Genomic DNA, 19,315 nt, shown 5'->3' with positions numbered 1-19,315 from the left:
CGGTCAGTGCCGGCTCAAATCCCCCAGCCGCGCCGGCCGCGGCCGGCCCTGGCGGTCCACCCCGCCGCGGTGGCTGGCGATCGCCAGTAGCAGTTCCGCCGTGGCCACGGCGTCCACCAGGGCGTTGTGGGCCGGGTAGTCCGGCAGGCCGTAGCGGCGCCGGCAGGCGGTGAGGGTGAGCGCGCCCGGCTGTGGCGCAGTGTCCAGCCGTTCGCGGCGCCGCTGCTCGATGGCCAGGGTATCGAGATAGGGTAGCAACAGCGGCGCCGAGAACAGGCGCCGGCTGGCGCGATCGAGGTAGGCCAAATCCAGCGGCGCGTGGTGGAACACCAGGATGCGCCCGCGTGCCGCCTCGCAAAGGCGCCGCAGCACCAGTGCTTCCGGCTCCGCGCCGTGCAGGTCGCAGTCGCGCAACTGGTGGATGCCGGCGCTTTGGCCCACGCTGCGGCTGGCGGCCACCAGGTGGTGGGCGGCGCTGTCGAGCCGCACCTGCCCCCCCTCGACCACCACCCAGCCCAGGCTGAGCAGCTCGCCGCGCGCGACCTCCAGCGCCGACATCTCGGCATCGCACACCAGGTACTCATAGTCCAGCCACGCCTGCCGCGTCGACGGCCAGGGGCGCGCCCAGCAGTCCGCCAGCGGGGTACCGCGCACCCGGGCGCGGTAGTACCACCGGCGCCAGCGGTGGCGCCGCATCAACCCAGCCCCTGGCGAAAGCGCAGGCGCACCGCCCCCTGGGCGTCGTGGATGATGGCGAAGGCGTCACGCAGCTGTTCCCGGGCCATTTTCGGCAGCTGCCGGGGATTGAGGAAGTTGCTCAGGGGCTCGCCGCGCAACTGCTGGTCGACGTGGTTCTGCAGGCGCAGGCGTTGCAGGCAGTGCAGGGCGTCGGTGAGGTTGCGGGCGTCCACCAGGGCCAGTTCGCCGCTGTCCGCCAGGGCCTGCAGACGCTCGTCGGTGTTGACCGCGCCGACCCCGCGCGCCAGGGCGTGCAGGCGAACAATATCGGTGATCGGCAGCACCCCGCGCTTTTTCAGGTCGAGGCTGTCGCGGTGCTGGCCGTCGCGATCGACCACGAACCGGCGGAAGATACCCAGTGGCGGCGGCCGGTCCAGGGCGTTGGCCGCCAGCGCCGCCAGGAAAATGGTATTGCGCGAGGACTGCTCCAGCATGGTCTGCTGCAATTGCCGGCACAGCGCCGCCTCGCCGTGGATCGCCCGCAAGTCGAAGAAGATCGACACCCGCATGACCGCGTCCGGTGTCGGCGTGCGGGTCCAGCTGCGCACGGTTTCCCGCCAGCGCTCCAGCGGCTGCCGCCACTGCGGATTGCTGGCCATGACCTCGCCCTTGCAATAGGGATAGCCGCAGGCGTCGAGGCCGTCGCAAACGAAGGTCGCCAGCTGTTCAAACCAGGGCGCATGCTCCGGCGCCATGGCGTCGTCGATGACCAGGCCGTTGTCCTGGTCGGCGCCGAGCAGTTGCTCCTGGCGACCCTGGGAGCCGAAGCCGAGCCAGCAGTAGGGCACCGGCGGCGGCCCCAGCTCCTCCTCCGCCAATTGCAGCAGGCGCACCACCACCGCGTCGCTGATCGCGGTCAGCACCCGGCTGACCTGGCGCGCGCGAATACCGGCGCCCACCCACTGCACCATCAGGTTGGGCACCCCCCGCAGCACCTCGACCATGCCCGCCACCGTCTCCTGGCGCGAGATGTGCTGCACCAGGTAGACCGGGTCGTCCTGGCGGGCCAGCATCAGGTCGGAGGTGGTGACCACTCCGACCAGGCCGCCGTCGTGTTTCACCGGCAAGTGGTGGCAGCCGTGACGGGTCATCGCCAACGTCGCTTCGAACAGGCTGGCGTCGGCATCGATCCACAGGGGGTCGGCGGTCATCACCGTGCGCACCGGGGTATCGGGCGACAGCGCCGGCGCCAGCACCCGCGCGCGCAGGTCGCGGTCGGTCACGATGCCGCACAGCTCACCGCCCGCCATCACGAAAGCGGAGGACACCCGGCGCTCGCTCATGACGACGGCGGCGTCGCGCACCGTGGCGTCGGCGGCGACGGTCAGCAGGTCGCGGCACATCACCGCGGATACCGGCTGGGTCATCAGGTGGGGTTCGGGTTCGTAGCGCGCGGCCCGGCGCAGGCGCCGATCGCGCTGGCCGTGGAAGTGGCGATCGAAACGCCGGTCGGCATCGCGCAGCGCGCGGTAATCGGCGTCGGGCAACAGGTACAACAGGCAATCCTCGATCACCGTGGCCGTCACCTTGTCCTCACCCGCGGTATTGAGACGACCAATGTGGAAGCTCTCGCCCTCGCCGAGCCGGTCCAGCAGTTTGTTATTGGCGTCGCGGAGGTCGATCGCGCCACTGCGCACAATGCGCAGGGCGCTGTCGCTGTCGCTGTCGGCGTGAAACTGCTCGCCCTGGCGGTGGTAACTGACCCGCATCGCCGCCGCGGCGGCCACCAGCGCCTCGGGTGACAGCTCGCCGAAGGGCGGCGTCTGGCTGAGAAAATCGACCACCGCCTGCAGCTCCGGCGCGATTACCCGCGTGTCTCCAGGCTGCTTCGCTCGAGGCTCTTGCGCGCTCACCCGGCTCCCTCCCGTGATCCAATCACTCACAGTATGCGGCCCTTGCGGTGGCGAAGCCAAGGCGACCAAGGTCGATAGCGTGCCGCCCGTATCGAGGCCGGCGCACCTGCAAGGGTGTTCAATGCGCAAAGTGGCGCCCCCCGCCGGGCTGGCCTACCTTGTATCAATAACAGGCACGGGGAGGGCGGGCCATGTACGTGGTCACCAATCGGGTACTACACGAAGGCCGGGGGGGGCTGGAGGTCTTTGGCAAGGAGCCCAATCCCAGCGGGCCCAATGAGCTGCGCCTGGTGGAGGTTACCGGCAAGACGCGCTTCACCACCACCGTGCTGGAGGATCGCCTGCAACAGGCGGAGGTGGAAGACCTGAAAAAACGCTACCGCCTGCCCATCGACCCGCAAGAAACCTGGTTCGTAAGCCTGAAGGTGGCCTGCGAACTGTTCGAACGGGCGCGGCGGGAAAGCCGGCACCTGCTGCTGTTCGTCCACGGCTACAACAACGACATGCGGGATGTGATCACCACCGCCAAGGAACTGGAAGCGCTGTATAACGTGATTGTCATTCCCTTTTCCTGGCCCGCCGACGGCGGCGGCCAGATTGAGGGCACCATCGCCTACAAGAGCGACAAGGACGATGCGCGCGCCTCCGCCACCGCCCTGCACCGCACCATCGGCCTGATGCACAAATACCACAGCCTGTTGACCCGCGGCCTGCAGTCGGACCTGATGGAGCTCGCCCGCCGGAAACACCCCGACAACCGGGAAGAGGCCCACGCCCTGTTTACCCGCCTGCTGGAGCGCGAGTGCAAGCTGACCCTCAACCTGCTGTGCCACTCAATGGGCAACTACCTGGCCAAGTATGCCTCGAAGCCGGGCACCAGCAGCCTGCGGCAACTGGTGTTCGACAATATCGCCATGGTTGCCGCCGACGCCAACAACCCCGGCCACGAGGAATGGCTGGGCAATTTCCTCACCCGCAATCGCCTGTACGTGGTGATCAACGAGAACGACTACGCCCTCAAATGGTCCCGGCGCAAGCCCGGCGGCGAACAGCGGGAACGCCTGGGCCAACATACCCGCAACCTGGTCTCGGGCAACGCGAACTATATCGACGTCACCGGCAGCAAGGGCGTCGGCTCCGATCACAGCTATTTCCAGGGGAAGCCCGTGACCGGCAACCCGTCGCTGAGGCAGATGTTCCGGCGCATGTTCGAGGGCGGCAATGCCGAGGCCGGGTTGACCTACCATATGGACCGCAATCTCTACCGCTTCTAGTGAGCCGCGGCGCTAGATCACCTTCAGCAGACTATTGAAACGCTCGGCGGCGCCGGCATCACCCTCCAGCACCTCCCCGCTGAGCTGGTAAATGCGCGTGAAGAATTCAGCGGCATGGGCCTTGAGCGCGGCCATCTGCTGCGGCTCGACCCGGTCCCGCCGATCGTACTTCTCCACCAGCTGCTCCACCGCGGCCAGATTGTCGCGCATCAGGGTCTCCAACTCGGGGCCCAGGGTTTCACTCAACTCGCGAATGCGCCCCCGCTCCCGCTGCGTCTGCAGCCACGCTTCCCAGGCCACCACCAGGCGCGGGGCGTTTTCGATGTACAGGCCGTTGTTGGTGTCCATTACGAAGCTGCGCACGTCCGCGTTGGCCGAGCCGACAAACAGTGCATCGCCGAACAGCATGACCTTGCTGTGCAGGCTGAGCAGGGGCGCGCCGGGCCGCGCCTGGTATTCGCCGTAACTGAAATCGGCGGCGCCCGGCGCGCCGTCGTGCGCCCGGCGATAATCGTCCAGCGCCTTGAGTTGCCAGGCCGCCGCCAGATTCACCGCGTTTAAATCGGTGGTGGCGAAAGAATTGGTGACTACTTCGATGCTAACGTTACCGCAATCCCGACTACCGTCGAGCATGCCGCCCAGGGCACGCAGCAGATTGGCCGGCAGCAGGAAATAGGCGTTGTGCATAACCACCCGCGTGGCCTCGCCACCGCAACTGCCCTCCAGCGCCGCCAGCCACTGGCCGTGGATGTGCTTGCTCCAGGCGTCGGGGGCGTCGTCCTCGGCGCCGTAGCCACGCTGCCCGTCACGGAAGGGCAGGTTTTCCAGGTAGTACAGCCGGGCCCCCGGGTCCAGTGGCAAGGCGGGCGCGGACGGCGCGGGGCGGTATTCCCCGCGATAGCGCGCCAGGTGCCGCTGCATCAACTGGCGTTGGTCGGCGAGCCGTTCACCCGGATCCCGCAGGCGCGCGGCGAACTCCGAGGCGACGCAGACTTCCCGCTCGCTCCGCGGCCGGCCCTCGCAGCGGGCCATTGCCGCGCCGTGCGCGGCCAGGGCGGACAGGGATTCATTCGGCGCGTGGGCGCGGACTTCCCCGAGCGTGGCCACCATCGCGCGAAAATCCCACAGGCGCTCGAAGGAGGCGGTGATGTCGTCTCCGCCACCGGCGATTTCCGCCACCAGGTCACTGTCCTCGAACACGTATTTCGCGGTCAGCTCGCCCGGGTGCATGTGGTAGCTGTCCTGTACATTGCGCCCGCCGAGCTGCAGCCGCCGCCCATCCACCCACAACAATTTGTGGTGCAAAAATTCACTCTGGTAATCCCAGTCGCGGCGGGCGGCGCGGTTGTCCGGGCGCTCCAGCGGCATATAGGCCGACAGCGCGTCGTACACCGGGTTGATCTGCTCGCCATAGAGGCCGCGGGCAAAAGCCAGCTGAATGCGCGCGCTCACCGTGTCCAGGCCACCGCCATAACGCGCCTGGAACCACAGCTTGCCCAGGCGCTTGAGCGACTCCCGCCCGGCGCTGTCGGCGCCCCCGGCGCGCCCCTTGAGCGCCTCGGGGTCCACGCCCTGGCCTTCCTGAACCGCCAGCGCCATCAACTCCGGGTCGCGGCCGTACAGCCCCGCCAGGAAATCGCCCGATCCGGCCACATTCAGGTTGGAAATATTCAGCGCCGCGGCGCTGGCGCCATCGATACGCTCCTCGGCAAAGCGCCGCTCGAGATCGGCGAACTTCCGCGGCGAGCAGTCGCCGCGATCACCGGCCGCCGCGGTGCAGCCCAGGGTCACGTAGGCCGCGTCCATCACCATGTTGCGCGTGGGCCGGTTGTAGAAGCGCACTTCCAGCCGCCCCCCGCTTTCCGCCTCCAGCATGTCGAACCAGTCGAGCCGGCTATAGGCCGCGCTGTAATCCGTGAGCAGGCGCACGCGCACGCCGCGGCGCGCGGCGCGCAGCAGGGCGTCCGCCAGCACCGAGGAACTGTAGTCGCGGTCAAAGATGTAATAGGCGATATCGATGGTGTGGCTGGCGGCGTCCACCAACGCCAGCTTGCTGGCAAAGGCGGCATCGTTGTCCAGCAACAGCTCGCCGCCGCTGGCTTCCAGTACCGCCGAGGCGCGACTCTCCACACCCCCGTCATTCCTGTCGCCGGGTTGACTGCCACAACCACCACAACCCACCAGCAGGCAGCACAGCAATACGGCTGGCATCCCGAGCGCTTTCATCGCGCCTCCCAGTTGGCGAACTTCCACCACCTCCGGCGCCTGCTAACTGATAGCGTAGCCGCCTTGTCGTCTAGAAAGTGTAGACGGCCCGGACTACTCGTCCACCCGGGCAAAGCGGGTGGCGACCTCGGCGGTAAAGCGGTTGTCGCTGGTGGCGGCCACCAGGCGCAGCCGCGCACCCTCCGGCGGCACCGCCGGCAGCGACAATTGCCAGTGCGTTCCACTGGCATCCGAGGACGCCATGGCGCGGGGAGGGGGAGCGTCGCCGGCGGCCGCGCCGGGGGGTACCACCGCGACCAGTACGCCCTGAAGCTCGACGCTGGAGTTCAAGGCCAGCCGCGGGGAGCTATCCGGCGACAGCAGCCGCAGGGTCAGGGACACATCGCCATTGACCATTTGGCAGCGGCCACTGGGGTAGCGGCAGTTGCTCTTTTCCAGCAGGGGGTAAACGCCGCCGGCCACCGCGGCATGGGGCTGTTCCCCCACCAGGTTGCCCACCGCGAACCAGGCCAGGAGCGAGAGCACCGGCGCGACCAGCAGGGCGAGAATCACATGCTTGTTGGTCAACATGGCGATGCTCCCGCGGCGCTCAGTGATCGTGGGCCGTGGTGGCCCCCACCGGTACGCGGATGTGGTCCACCAACTCCTGCACCGACTCCGGCGGTTCCGCGGTCACCCGCGCCACTATCACGGCCACCGCGAAGTTCACCACCGCACCCACCGCGCCGAAGGCGTTGGGCTCAATACCCAGGAACCAGTTCTCCGGCATGTCGCCGAGGAAGGCGGTGCCGGGTATGAACATGATCCCCTTGTGCTGGAAGACATAGAACAGGGTTACGCCGATACCGGCCACCATGCCCGCGATGGCGCCCTCCTTGTTCACCCGGGTGGAGAAAATCCCCATCATCAAGGCCGGGAAGATCGACGAGGCGGCGAGACCGAAGGCCAGCGCCACGGTGCCCGCGGCGAAGCCCGGTGGATTGAGGCCGAGATAGCCGGCGCCGACGATGGCCAGGGCCATGGCGACGCGGCTCGCCGTCAATTCCGTTTTCTCGCTGATATTGGGCGCGATCATGCCCTTGAGCAGGTCGTGGGAGATCGCCGAGGAGATCGCCAGCAACAGCCCCGCCGCGGTGGACAACGCCGCTGCCAGCCCGCCCGCGGCCACCAGGGCGATCACCCAGTTGGGCAGGCGGGCGATTTCCGGATTGGCGAGCACCATGATGTCGTTGTCGATCTTGACCATCTCGTTGCTCTCGGCCTGGGACGTGTACTGGATCAAGCCGTCGCCGTTCTTGTCCTCGAAGGCCAGCAGGCCGGTGGTCTCCCAGTTCTTGAACCACTGGGGCCGCTCGTCGTAAGCCAGGTATTGGCCCGGTTCGGGCTCGATGGTCTGCATCAGGTTGAGGCGCGCCATGCCGGCGACCGCGGGCGCGGTGGTGTAGAGGATGGCGATGAACACCAGTGCCCAGCCGGCGGAGGAGCGGGCGTCCCGCACCTTGGGCACGGTAAAGAAGCGGATGATCACGTGGGGCAGGCCCGCGGTGCCGATCATCAGCGACAGGGTGTAGGCGAACATGTTCAGCGTCGACAGCCGCGCATTGGTGGTGTACTCGGCGAAACCAAGGTCCGTCACCACCTGGTCGAGCCTATCCAGCAGGTAGGTATCGGTACCGGCCATGGTGCTGCCCAGCCCCAATTGCGGCAGGGGGTTGCCGGTCAGCTGCAGGCTGATAAAGATCGCCGGGATGGTGTAGGCCAGGATCAACACGCAGTACTGGGCGATCTGGGTGTAGGTGATGCCCTTCATGCCGCCGAGCACGGCGTAGAAGAACACGATAATCATGCCCACGTAGAGCCCGGTGTCGTAATCCACTTCGAGGAAGCGGGAGAACGCCACCCCCACGCCCTTCATCTGCCCGATGACATAGGTCACCGAGCAAATGATCAGGCAGATCACCGCCACCACCCGCGCGGCGCGGGAGTAGTAGCGGTCGCCGATAAACTCCGGCACGGTGAACTTGCCGTACTTGCGCAGGTAGGGCGCCAGCAGCATCGCGAGAATCACGAAGCCGCCGGTCCAGCCCATGAGAAAGACCGAGCCGCCGTAACCCATGAAGGCGATAAGCCCGGCCATGGAGATGAAGGACGCCGCCGACATCCAGTCCGCGGCGGTGGCCATGCCGTTGGCGACGGGGTGCACGCCACCGCCCGCCACGTAGAAGTCCTTGGTGGAGCCGGCCCGCGACCAGATCGCGATGCCGATGTACAGGACGAAGGTCGCCCCAACCACAATGTATGTCAGTGTGCGAAGATCCATGGGACTACTCCTCGTCTACATTGAACTCTCGGTCCAATGCCGCCATGCGCCGTGTGTAGTAGAAAATAAGTGCGACAAACACGTAGATCGAGCCTTGCTGGGCAAACCAGAAACCCAGCTTGTAGCCCCCGATCTGCACCTGGTTGAGCACATCCACCAGCAGGATGCCGCAGCCGTAGCTGACGACAAACCAGATCACCAGCAGCTTTACCATTAGCGCGAGGTTGCGTTTCCAGTAGGCCTCGGCCTGTTGTTCGGTCATCTTGGACATGACAGATCTCCGTTTAGCGTTGTTATGGTGAGTGGCGCCCACTATAGCACCGGGCTCCCCCGCCTTTGTGTTCGACTTTGGTCGCAGACACCGACGCGGGGACAAACATCAAAAGGCGTACTTGACCGCGAACTGCAGGCGGTTCAAATCGCCCTTGCGGCCGTCCTCCAGCTCCTTCCTGCCGTAGCTGTACTCGCCGCCAATCTGCAGTTTCGGCGCGGGCAGCCAGTTGAGGTTGGCGTGCACCGACTGGTATTCGCTGGCCAGGCTGCCGGCGGCGCTAAAATCGTCACGGCCCGGGTTGTCCGCGGCGCTGGCGGACAGCGAGAAGGTACTGCGCCAGGCATCGCTCCAGTAGTGCTGGTAAGCGATAAACCCGCCCCACTGGTCAATGGTCTCGATGTTGCCACCGGCATCGATATAACCGTCGTTGTAGGCATTGAGCCCGAGGTAACGCCCCAGTGCATCGCCGTAGCTGAACATAAAGCGCAGGTCGTCGCGCCCCAGGGTCCACTTGCCGGCGAGGCTGAGGCCATAGCCAAAGCGGCTGTCGTCGGCCACCTCCACCGCGCTACCGGAGCGGGCCTCATAGCTGAGCTGCCGGCCCAGCGCCGCCACCGACCAACTCAGCTCGCCCGCCTCGCCGTTGTAGCGGGCGATGATGTCCGGCAGGGTCTCGACATCGTCCAGGCGCGTGGTGACGCCGCCATCACTGGACTCGTTGAGCCGCGTCGCGGGGTTCTCCAGCGACAACTGCAGCGGCCCGCTGGTCCAGCGAATCTGGGGCTGGCGCACGAAGATGGTGCCTACCGGCCCCACGAAATCCAGCACGTCGGGCAGCGCGCCGACGTTGAAGAAGGTACTCCAGCTCTGTCCCGCCATGAGCGAGCGGCCCTCGCCGTATTCCCAGTTGACAAAGGCGTGGCGCAGCCGCGAGTTCCAGGAGTTGGAAATGCGCTCGTCGCCGCCGGGGCTCAACATGAAATCGAGCTCCAGGCGGGTGGAAATGGCGCCGGCGTCGGTGCGTGTCTTGGTGGTAAAGAAGAATCGCGACGACTTGGCGTGCAGGTTGAAATCGCTGTAGGCATCGGCGTCGCCGGAGGACGGCTCCACCGGAATCAACGAGCCAACGACAAAATCGTCGATGAGGGCGCTGGCGGGCTTGCCCTCGGAATAATTGCTGGCGATGCCGTCGAGCTGGATAAAGCCACCGTAACGCATGCTCGTGCCGGCGGCCACGGGCCTGGCCTCCTCGATGTCGCGACTGTTGTCGGTAATGGATTCGTCATGCGCGGCTACCTGGGCCTTGAGTGCGGCCAGTTGCCGCTCCAGCTCGGCGATGCGGTCGTCGATACCCTGGGCCAACACCGGACCGGCGACCATGGCCGCGCCCGCGGCCAGCAGTAACTGCCTGATAGGCTTGTGCATAATCAACGCTCCTATTGTGCTTATCCGTTGAACACTGACAGTATTGGACGCGAAGGGCCGGCAACGGTATTAGACCTTGGTCAAAATTCGACCAAAGTCTAGTGCCCCCATCGCCTTGCGGGAGCGCGAACCTTCCGTTTGACGGTGGCACGGGCTACATTGCCGGGTACATCCGGAATTCCCTGGAGCGGGAATGTGAACGAGCACTGCATACTGATCGCCGACGACCACCCGCTGTTCCGCGCCGCGCTGGAACAGGCGGTCACACAACACTTCCCCGAACACCGGGTGCGACTGGCGCCGGACGTGGGCGAATTGCAACAGCTGACCCTGGGCGGCGAACCCATCGACCTGTTGCTGCTGGACCTGCATATGCCGGGAGCCGTGGGGTTTTCCGCCCTGTCCTGGTTCGGCGCCCACGCGCCGCGGACGCCGGTCATCATGATTTCCGCCAACACCCACCCCGACACCGTCCGGCGCGCTCTCGATCACGGCGCCGCCGCCTTCCTGTCGAAATCGGCGGACCTCGAGGCGATACAGGACTGCATCGCGGCCGTCATGCGGGGGGAGCGTGGCCTGCACCCCGGTCTGACAGTGGGCGACCAGGGCGCCAGCCTGCAATCCCTCGACGCCGCCGAGTCCCTCGCCAGCCTCACTCCGCAACAGTTCCGCGTGGCCTCGATGCTGGTGGAGGGCCTGCTCAACAAGCAGATCGCCTACGAACTGGCGGTAAAGGAAGCCACCGTCAAGGCGCACCTCACCGAGATTTTCCGCAAGCTCGGCGTGCACTCGCGCACCCAGGCGGTACTGGCGCTTGCCAGCCTGAGCGTGGAACCACCGGAGGACCTGGCGGGCCCGGTCAACTAATCGCGCAGCAGCGCCAGCAACAGGGCGCGCAGGCGCGCGGTGTTCACCGGCTTGGGCAGGAAGCGGTAGCCCGCCGCGCGCACCCGCTCGCGGACTTCGGCGCCATCGTCCGCCGACAACACCACCACCGGCGGCAAATCCCGCGCCCAGGCCGCGAGCGCGTCGACACCGGTATCGCCGGCGTCGAGGTGGTAATCGACCAGCAACAGGTCCGGGGCGCGCTCCGCCAGCACCTCGTGCAGGGCCGCGCGATCACTCACCGGGCGCACCGCGGCACCAAAGCCCAGCAGCAACTGACACAGTCCCTCGAGCACCAGCGGATCGTTGTCGAGACAGACGATATCGACACCGGCGAGATCCGCGACCGGCGCCTCGGGGGCGCGGCCGGCCAGCGCCCGGGGCTCGCCGTAGGGCACCAGGATGGAAAACAGCGTGCCGCGGCCCGGCGTGGAGTCCAGGCGCAATGGATGCTCAAGCAGCGCGGCGCAACGCTGGACGATGGCCAGGCCCAGGCCGAGGCCTTCCGCTTCCGCGCCCGCCGGCCTGGCCAGGCGCTGGAATTCCTCGAAAATCCGCACCCGGTCCTCCTCGGCGATACCCGGGCCATTGTCCAGCACCTGCAATTCGGCGCCATCGCGCCGCCGGCGCACACCGACGCACACCCTGCCGCGGGGGTTGTAGCGCAGGGCGTTGGACAGCAGATTCTGCAGGATACGGTGCACCAGCGCCTCATCGGAGTGCAGCCAGCAATGGCTGGAAACCACCCGCAAGCGCGCCGCCGCGTCGGCGGCGCCGGCAAATTCGTCGCGCAGGGCGTCGAGGATGCGATCGACCGGAAAGTCCGCGAGCTTCGGTTGCTGCCGGCCCGAATCCAGGCGCGCGATCTCGCGCAACTCCTCGATCATCTGTTCCGCGCGACGCAGCGAGCGGTCGATCTGGCTCACCACCCGGCCGCCGTCCCCGCCACCGTCGTCAGTCAATTGCTGCTTCAGGCTGGCGGTGAACAGGCGCGCGGCGTTGATCGGCTGCAGCAGGTCGTGACTGGCGGCCGACATGAAACGCGACTTGCCCAGGTGCGCCTCCCGCAGGCGGGCCTCCGCCTCGGCGCGCAGGCGGTTTTCCCGTCGCAACAGGGCGTTGCTGGCGCTGAGGGACTCGGTGCCGGAGACCACTTTCTGCTCCAGTTCTTCCTTGGTGTCCTGCAGTTCCGCCAGCATGTCGCGGTACTGGGTAATATCGATATAGGTGGTGACAAAACCGCCGGTGGGCATCGGCTTGCCCTGGATGTCGATGACCCGGCCGTCGGGCAGGGTGCGCTCCAGGCGGTAGGGGCTGCCGTCCCGCAACCATTGCAGGCGGCGCGCGATCTGCTCGTCGGTGGAGCTGTCCGGTCCCGCCTGCAGGTAACCGCGCTCGGCGTTATAGCGGTACACGCGCTCGATGGGGCAGCCGATGTACAGGAAGCGCTCGGGATAGTTGAACAGGTCCCGGTACACGCCGTTCCACGCCACCAGCCGCAACTGCTCGTCCACCACCGACACCCCCTGCATCAGGCTTTCCACCGTGGTCTGCAGGAGTTCGCGGTTGAACGTGTGCAGGCGGCTGGCGTCGCTGACCATCGCCGCCAGGTCGTCGTAGGCCAGCTGCTGGAAGCTCTCCAGCTGGGCCATCGCCTTGTGCGCCGAGGACGCCCCGATCATGGTGGCCAGCACCGATTCCACCTGGCTGATCACGAAGCGGGGCACGCGGTCGCCGGGGAGCAGGCGCTGCTGGTAGCGGTCCTCGAAGGACTGCCACATGTCCCGCAGCTCCGCCGGCTCGACGAAAGGCCCCAGCAGCGCCTGCAACTGACTGCCGCGAATCAGGCTCAATTCGAATTCGGAATCCGGGTCGTGGCCCTGGCCGGGCTCGCCGAGAAACAGGCCGGCCTGGCGAATATCGGCCCGCGAGGGCCGCAGCAGGTAGGAGACCGCCACCAGGCACAGGCTGTTGAGGGACAGGCTCCAGAGCGCGGCGTATACCAGCCGGTCGTCACCCCCAATGCCGAACAGGCCCAGCGGGCGCAACCACTCGATGCCCAGCGGTCCGGCGACCAGTAGCGGCGCCTCCGGCGACAGCACCGCCGGCAGCACCCCGCTGTAGAACCACAGGCTGATGCCCACCAGGATTCCCACCGCCACCGCGCTGCCGTGGGCCCGTCGCCAGTAGAGCCCCGCCACCAGGGCCGGAGCCAGCTGCGCCGCGGCCAGGAAGGAGATAAAGCCGATCTGGGTCAGCCAGGGCAGGGCCATCAGCTGCCGCGTCACCAGCCAGGCGGCCAGCAGGATGGCGACGATGATCAGCTGCCGCGCGCGGCGCAGGCTGTCGCCCAGGCGCAGCACCGCCGTCGGGGACTCGCGGTTGAAGCGCAACAGCAGGGGCGCCAGCACCTCGTTGGTGAGCATGATCGACAGGCTCACCGTGGCCACGATCACCATGCCGGTGGCGGCGGAAATGCCGCCGAGGAATGCCGCCATCGTCGCCACCGGCGCCTCCAGCGCGATGGGCAGCAGTTGCACGAAGGTGTCGGGATTGACGTCCCCGGCCACCGCGAACACCTGGCTGCCGGCGAGGCCGACCGGCACCACCATCAGCAGGAACAGCAACAGGTAGACCGGCAGCAGCCAGCGCGCCAGGCGGGTATCGGTGCCCGGCTGGGCCTCGACGACCATGACGTGGAACTGCCGTGGCAGGCAGAGAATGGCGAGGCCGCTGATCAGGGTGCGCACCAGAAATTCCCCCGTCAGGGAGAACTCGCCCAGCGCGGCGGTAGCGACATCGAACTCCTCGCTGGCAGGCAATTTGGCCAGGTAGCCCACCGCCAGTAGCGCCACCACCAAAAAAGCCAGCAGCTTGACCAGGGACTCCACCGCCACCGCCGTCACCATGCCCTGGTGCCGTTCGTGGCTGTCCAGGCGACGGGCGCCGAACAGGATGGTGAACACCGCCAGCAGGATGGCGGTGAACAGCGCGCTGTCCATGCCGATCTCGCGCAGCGGCTGGTCCGAGCCGCCGACAATGGCCCAGGCCTGGGCCAGTGCGCGGAACTGCAGCGCGATGTAGGGCAGCACCGCCGCCGCGGCGACCACCGTCGCCAGCACCGCCAGGCCCTGGCGCTTGCCGAAGCGCGCGCCGATATAGTCGGCGATGGAGGTCACGCGGTGCTGCTCCCCCACCGCCATCAACCGGCGGATCAGCGGCCAGCCCAGCAGGAACACAAGAATGGGGCCGAGGTAGATGGGCACATGGCTCCAGGGTTCCGCGGTGGCGCTGCCAACCGCGCCGTAAAAGGTCCAGGAGCTGCAGTACACCGCCAGCGACAGGGCGAACACCACGCCGCGCCAGGCGGGCCCGCGGGCGGCCCCCCGGTCGGTATTGCGATCGACGCGCCAGGCCACGACGAACAGCACGCACACGTAGAGCAGCGCCAGACTGAGCAGGTTCGAGGATGTCACCGGGCCCGGCTCCCGTGGTTGTTATGCACGTGTCGGCCATCTGCTAGACTGGCCATTCCCACAGCGATAATAACAGAGGCACTATGGACTGGCGCGTCGCCTTCGGCCTGGGGGTCACCCTGACCTGGATCAGCGCTGGCCTGATGTACCTGCTGGGCATCGTCGGCTGGGACAACTTCCTGCACCTGCCCACCGCGGATATTGGCAGCTTCCTCGAGGGGGCCTTCGCGCCGCTGGCCTTCCTGTGGCTGGTGATCGGCCACTTCATGCAGCAGAAGGAAATCACCGCCAACACCAAGGCCATCAGCCTGCAGGAGCAGAGCGCCCGCCGGCTGGAGCTACACTCCCAGCGCGACAGCTACTTCAAGCTGTTGAGCCTGGTGCAGGACCAGCTGGGTTCCATCGCCGGCTTTCACTACATGTCGGTCTGCGGCCCCACCGGTACCGGAGAAATCACCCAGGAGGAATTCGCCGAGCAGCGCTCCCACGCCACCACCGGCGACCACGCCTGGTTCATCCGCAAGATGATCGCCCTGGCCATGGAACACCGGCACGACGACGCCATGCTGCAGGACATTTTTTTCGGCACCGAGGTGCGGCGGCGCCACTCCGACAATTTCTCCCAGACCTTCGCGCGCCTGCTGGACGCGGCCCGGCAGGTGGATACCGGGGACATGGTGACCCACGCCCTGCTCTACGGCTCGGCCTCGGGCATGTTTTACCGCATCATTCGCCACGCCCGGGGCGAGGAGGCCATGGACCCGATCACCGGCCTGTCCACCGCCGCGACGCCAACCCCGGAAGCCGTCGCGGACAGACCCCAAACACAACCTTAATCCCCCGGTCACCTCCCGGTCACAAAAGCAACACGCAAGCTCGCTACCCTCGCGGGAGCGCTGCCCTCGAATTCCGCCGTTAACAGATCGCCCTACTGCCTCCTGTTACGCGGGGGGGACGGCGCGGCCGACAACAGCCAAACCGCATACGTCAAAGAGGGAAGAGACCATGAAACGCCTACCGAGGGCCATAGCCGCGGCCTCCCTGGGCAGCCTGTTGCTGCTCGCGGGCTGCTCGGACAGCAGCGACAACCCGAACACCCCCGACCTGCCGGACACCACGGAGCCCCCCACCGAACCCGAGCCCGAGCCCGCGGGACAGCCACTGGATCTCACCATCCTGCACATCAACGACCACCACTCGCACATTCCGGCGGAACGCTTCGACTTCGACGTGTCGGGCCTCGGCCTGTCCGCCGCCACCGAGGCCGGCGAACCCGTCGCCGAGGTGGAAGTCACCTACGGCGGCTTCCCGATGATGGTCACCCTGTTCGACCAACTGGCCGCCGACAGCGAGCACGTGCTCAAGCTGCACGCCGGCGACGCCATCACCGGCACCCTCTACTACAGCCTGTTCAACGGCAGCGCCGACGCCGACGTGATGAACCAGATCTGCTTCGACGCCTTCGCCCTGGGCAACCACGAGTTCGACGACGGCGACAGCGGCCTGGCCGCCTTCCTGGACGAGCTCGCCGGCGGCGCCTGCGACACGCCGACCCCGGTACTGGCGGCGAACGTGGTGCCGGGCGACTCCTCGGCCATCCGCGAGGGCTACATCGCGCCCTACACCATCGTCGAGCGCGGCGGCGAGCAAATTGGCATTATCGGCATCGACATCGCCGGCAAGACCAAGAACTCCTCCCAGCCGGACGACGACACCGAATTCCTGGACGAGACCGAAACCGCCCAGCGGTACATCGACGAACTGCGCGACATGGACGTCAACAAGGTCGTGCTGCTGACCCACTACGGCTACCAGAACGATGTAGCCATGGCCGGCGCGCTCGATGGCGTGGACGTGATCGTGGGTGGCGACTCCCACTCGCTGCTGGGTGACGACACCTTTTCCACCCTGGGCTTCAACCCGGTTGGCGAGTATCCCACCCAGGTCACCGACTCAGCCGGCGCGCCGGTGTGCGTGGTGCAGGCCTGGGAGTACGCTCACCTGATGGGCAAACTCGACGTCAGCTTCGACGCCGAGGGTATGGTGACCGCCTGCGCGGGCAGCCCGCTGATGCCCGTCGCCGACCAGTTCAGCTACGAATACAGCGACGCCGAAACGCGCATCCTCGACGCCGGCGACGCCATGGCCGTCGCCGATCGCCTGAGCGCGGAAGACGAGATTGTGGTCACCGCGGCCGACGCCGCCACCACCGCGCTGATCGCGGGCTTCGACGAAGAGGTCTCGGTGCTCGAGCAAACCGTGATTGGCACGGTGGCCGGGGACCTGTGCCTGGAGCGCTTCCCCAACCAGGGCCGGTCCACCCTTTGCGATGTCTCCGCCACCTATAATAGAGGCAGTGACATCTCCAACATCGTCGCCAAGGCCTTTATGACCGTAACCCCCACCGCGGACATCGGCATCCAGAACGGCGGCGGCGTGCGGGTGGACGTGGCCGCCGGCGACTTCACCATCGCCGACGCCTTCACCCTGCTGCCCTTCTCCAACACCCTGGTGACCCTGGAGATGACCGGGCAGGAGATCATCGACGTGCTCGAGGACGCCCTGGCCAACGCCCTGGACGAGGGCGGCTCGAGCGGTTCCTACCCCTACGCCTCGGGCCTGCGCTACGACGTTGACGCCTCCCAGTCCTTCGGCGCCCGGGTTAGCAACGTCGAGGTCAACCCCCGGGTCGCAGGCAGCTGGGCTCCCATCGACACCGGCATGGTCTACACCGTGGTCACCAATGACTTCATCGCCTCGGGCCAGGACGGCTACGACACCTTCGGCCCCATCTTCGACGCCGGCAACTTCGTGGACACCTTCACCGAATACGCCCAGGGCTTTATCGACTACGTGGAGGCGCAAACGGCGCTGGGCATGCCGCTGGGCAAACTGCCCGCGGAGGAATATTCCACCCAGTCCTACATCGGCAGCGACGGCTGCGATCACGGCGCCGCCACCGACTGCGAGGGCTTCTGAGCCCTCCCCCACCCACCCGCCGCGCCAGCGGCGGGCATCCCGCCCCTCGCAACAAGCACCTTTGCGGCAAGATACCGCCGCTGTACTATTTTTGATCAGCGCCAAGCTTGTTAAACTAGTGGCGGACCATTACGTGAAACAACAATGTATCTGCCGCCAGCGGTCATGGCGGTAAGGGGATGCCTGGTTAGTCAATGAAATATCACCGCCTGGGGGCAGCGGCGACCGGCCTGGCACTTTGCGCCATGGCGGCGTTCGCCCACGCCTCCGACCCCACCGGGACATCAAGCCCGGAACCTCCCGCCAACACCACCACCGCCAGCCAACGCGAATCCGGACCCGAAAACCCGTCTGGCGGGGCCGACGATCTCGCGTCCCGGGCGCGCGGAACCGGCGAAGACGCGGGGGAAGCAAGCCCCGCCGAAGTGCGCAAGGCGCGCAATGTCGCCCTGGATCAACCGATCTCCAGCGAGGAAGCCTCCAGGCCCGCCAGCGAACCGGCGGACCCCAATAGCGCCGCGCCCGCCAGCGCCGCGGCGGCGGAGGCCGACCGCGAGGCCCCTACCACCGAGGCGCAGGAGGATGTGGCGGAACCCGCCGCCGATGCCGGCGCGGCGGAACAGCCGCCCGCGCCCGCCGAAGCCGCGTCCCCCACCCCCGCGACGGAGGCCGACGACGACGGTCCCGACTCACCGGCGCCCTTCGTCCTGCTGGGCACCGAGGTACCGCCGGCGACATCAACCCGCCTGGCCTGGGCGCCCAGCCAGTCCTTCGAGGGCATCTACAGCGCCACTCCCGTGCTGGTGGTCAACGGCGCCGAGCCCGGCCCCACCCTGTGCCTGACCGCCGCGGTGCACGGCGACGAACTCAACGGCGTGGAAACGGTGCGCCGGGTGCTCTACAACCTGGACGCGGACAAACTCAAGGGCACGGTGGTCGGCGTGCCGATCGTCAACCTGCAGGGCTTCCACCGCAGCTCGCGCTACCTGAGCGACCGCCGCGACCTCAACCGCTACTTTCCCGGCGACCCCGGCGGCAGCTCCGCCTCGCGCATCGCCCACTCCTTCTTTCACGAGGTCATCAAGCACTGCAGCGCGGTGGTCGACCTGCACACCGGCTCCTTCTACCGCACCAACCTGCCGCAGCTGCGCGGCGACCTGCGCAACCCCCAGGTGGTGAAACTCACCGAGAGTTTCGGCTCCACCGTGGTGCTGCACAGCGAGGGCAGCGCGGGCACGCTGCGGCGGGCGGCGGTCGAGGCCGGCATCCCCGCGGTCACCCTGGAGGCCGGCGCGCCGATGGTGCTCAGCGAGGACAGTGTCAGTCACAGCGTGAAGGGTATCCGCACCCTGCTCAACCACCTGGATATGGTGAGCAAATTCAGCCTCTGGGGCGACCCGGAACCGGTGTACTACAACTCCACCTGGCAGCGCGCGCCCGAGGGCGGCATCGTGTTCAGCAGCGTGAGCCTGGGCCAGGTGGTGCGCAAGGGCGACCTGCTGGGCACCGTGACCAACCCGATCACCAACGTGCGCACCGAGATCCGCTCCAGCTACAACGGCCGCATCCTGGGCATGGCCCTGAACCAGGTGGTGCAGCCGGGCTTCGCCACCCACCACATTGGCATCCAGGCGCCCCAGGAACAGATCAGCGCGCCCGAGGACGTGCCGGTCGCGCCCACCGGCGAACCGGAGGCGGGCGCCCCCGCGATCGATACGCCCGATGCGGGCCCGGAACCACCGCCGGCCAGCGCCGAGGACGAGGACTTCGAGGCCGACCCCGCGCCGGCGGACGCCATCGAGGACGACATGGCCGCCGCCGAGGAATAGCGGGCGGCGCGGCGGCGGTGCGACTTGCCGGCCTAG

At 67.3% G+C, this 19,315-nt stretch carries 13 protein-coding genes; 5 read left to right on the top strand and 8 right to left on the bottom strand.

All coding sequences use genetic code 11. The features are described from left to right. Positions 1-3: 3 nt before the first annotated feature. Both JYP50_RS08315 and JYP50_RS08310 read right to left on the bottom strand, forming a co-directional pair. Positions 4-696 (bottom strand): 3'-5' exonuclease, encoded by a 693-nt coding sequence (locus JYP50_RS08315; protein ID WP_206560030.1) that lies wholly within the window; start codon positions 694-696, stop codon positions 4-6. Further along, positions 696-2,591 (bottom strand): DUF294 nucleotidyltransferase-like domain-containing protein, encoded by a 1,896-nt coding sequence (locus JYP50_RS08310; RefSeq protein ID WP_347136745.1) that lies wholly within the window; start codon positions 2,589-2,591, stop codon positions 696-698. Before JYP50_RS08310 ends, JYP50_RS08315 begins: the two co-directional genes overlap by 1 nt. A 191-nt stretch (positions 2,592-2,782) precedes the next feature. On the opposite strand from JYP50_RS08310, the gene JYP50_RS08305 reads away from it, so the two are divergent. Further along, entirely contained in the window at positions 2,783-3,865 is a 1,083-nt protein-coding gene (locus JYP50_RS08305; RefSeq protein WP_206560029.1) for an alpha/beta hydrolase, read from the top strand. 12 nt (positions 3,866-3,877) lie between these two features. Here JYP50_RS08305 and JYP50_RS08300 read toward each other — a convergent pair whose 3' ends face one another. The 5 genes from JYP50_RS08300 to JYP50_RS08280 all read right to left on the bottom strand — a co-directional run bounded on the left by JYP50_RS08300 (position 3,878) and on the right by JYP50_RS08280 (position 10,110). Then, a complete protein-coding gene (locus tag JYP50_RS08300; protein WP_206560028.1) occupies positions 3,878-6,091 on the bottom strand; it encodes a phospholipase D-like domain-containing protein in 2,214 nt (737 codons plus the stop codon). A gap of 93 nt (positions 6,092-6,184) precedes the next feature. Next, on the bottom strand, positions 6,185-6,661 hold the full coding sequence (locus JYP50_RS08295; protein WP_206560027.1) for a hypothetical protein: 477 nt from the start codon (positions 6,659-6,661) through the stop codon (positions 6,185-6,187). 19 nt (positions 6,662-6,680) lie between these two features. Further along, positions 6,681-8,411: a sodium:solute symporter family protein gene (locus JYP50_RS08290; protein WP_206560026.1), complete on the bottom strand. Its 1,731-nt coding sequence runs from the start codon at positions 8,409-8,411 to the stop codon at positions 6,681-6,683. A gap of 4 nt (positions 8,412-8,415) precedes the next feature. Further along, positions 8,416-8,682, bottom strand: coding sequence for a DUF4212 domain-containing protein (locus JYP50_RS08285; protein ID WP_206560025.1), 267 nt, complete (start codon positions 8,680-8,682; stop codon positions 8,416-8,418). A 108-nt stretch (positions 8,683-8,790) separates the two neighbouring features. Beyond that, the gene (locus tag JYP50_RS08280) at positions 8,791-10,110 is read right to left on the bottom strand and encodes a DcaP family trimeric outer membrane transporter (RefSeq protein WP_241262949.1); all 1,320 of its coding nucleotides are present in this window, start codon (positions 10,108-10,110) and stop codon (positions 8,791-8,793) included. 195 nt (positions 10,111-10,305) lie between these two features. Here JYP50_RS08280 and JYP50_RS08275 point away from each other — a divergent pair, with 195 nt between their 5' ends. Then, positions 10,306-10,977, top strand: a complete 672-nt coding sequence (locus JYP50_RS08275; protein WP_206560024.1) for a response regulator — start codon at positions 10,306-10,308, stop codon at positions 10,975-10,977. Here JYP50_RS08275 and JYP50_RS08270 read toward each other — a convergent pair. After that, positions 10,974-14,471, bottom strand: a complete 3,498-nt coding sequence (locus JYP50_RS08270; protein WP_206560023.1) for a PAS-domain containing protein — start codon at positions 14,469-14,471, stop codon at positions 10,974-10,976. The two genes, JYP50_RS08275 and JYP50_RS08270, sit on opposite strands and share 4 nt — an antisense overlap. An 83-nt stretch (positions 14,472-14,554) precedes the next feature. On the opposite strand from JYP50_RS08270, the gene JYP50_RS08265 reads away from it, so the two are divergent. From JYP50_RS08265 to JYP50_RS08255, 3 genes are all read left to right on the top strand, one after another. After that, positions 14,555-15,307 carry a hypothetical protein gene (locus tag JYP50_RS08265; protein WP_206560022.1) on the top strand — a complete coding sequence of 251 codons (753 nt, stop codon included), beginning with the start codon at positions 14,555-14,557 and terminating at the stop codon, positions 15,305-15,307. A 169-nt stretch (positions 15,308-15,476) separates the two neighbouring features. Further along, positions 15,477-17,450, top strand: a complete 1,974-nt coding sequence (nadN, locus tag JYP50_RS08260) for an NAD nucleotidase (protein ID WP_206560021.1) — start codon at positions 15,477-15,479, stop codon at positions 17,448-17,450. A 194-nt stretch (positions 17,451-17,644) separates the two neighbouring features. Continuing rightward, a complete protein-coding gene (locus JYP50_RS08255) occupies positions 17,645-19,279 on the top strand; it encodes a succinylglutamate desuccinylase/aspartoacylase family protein (RefSeq protein ID WP_241262948.1) in 1,635 nt (544 codons plus the stop codon). Positions 19,280-19,315: the final 36 nt, after the last annotated feature.

The organism is Parahaliea mediterranea (assembly GCF_017255185.1).
Taxonomy (GTDB): domain Bacteria; phylum Pseudomonadota; class Gammaproteobacteria; order Pseudomonadales; family Halieaceae; genus JAFKCZ01.
The sequence above is the reverse complement of the archived record's forward strand: the minus strand, read 5'-3'. Positions and strand labels throughout refer to the sequence as shown.

Coding starts and splice junctions, on each gene's coding strand:
- JYP50_RS08315 (WP_206560030.1), bottom strand. CDS start 696: ATGCGGCGCCACCGCTGGCGCCGGTGGTACTACCGCGCCCGGGTGCGC.
- JYP50_RS08305 (WP_206560029.1), top strand. CDS start 2,783: ATGTACGTGGTCACCAATCGGGTACTACACGAAGGCCGGGGGGGGCTG.
- JYP50_RS08300 (WP_206560028.1), bottom strand. CDS start 6,091: ATGAAAGCGCTCGGGATGCCAGCCGTATTGCTGTGCTGCCTGCTGGTG.
- JYP50_RS08295 (WP_206560027.1), bottom strand. CDS start 6,661: ATGTTGACCAACAAGCATGTGATTCTCGCCCTGCTGGTCGCGCCGGTG.
- JYP50_RS08290 (WP_206560026.1), bottom strand. CDS start 8,411: ATGGATCTTCGCACACTGACATACATTGTGGTTGGGGCGACCTTCGTC.
- JYP50_RS08285 (WP_206560025.1), bottom strand. CDS start 8,682: ATGTCCAAGATGACCGAACAACAGGCCGAGGCCTACTGGAAACGCAAC.
- JYP50_RS08280 (WP_241262949.1), bottom strand. CDS start 10,110: ATGCACAAGCCTATCAGGCAGTTACTGCTGGCCGCGGGCGCGGCCATG.
- JYP50_RS08265 (WP_206560022.1), top strand. CDS start 14,555: ATGGACTGGCGCGTCGCCTTCGGCCTGGGGGTCACCCTGACCTGGATC.
- nadN (WP_206560021.1), top strand. CDS start 15,477: ATGAAACGCCTACCGAGGGCCATAGCCGCGGCCTCCCTGGGCAGCCTG.
- JYP50_RS08255 (WP_241262948.1), top strand. CDS start 17,645: ATGAAATATCACCGCCTGGGGGCAGCGGCGACCGGCCTGGCACTTTGC.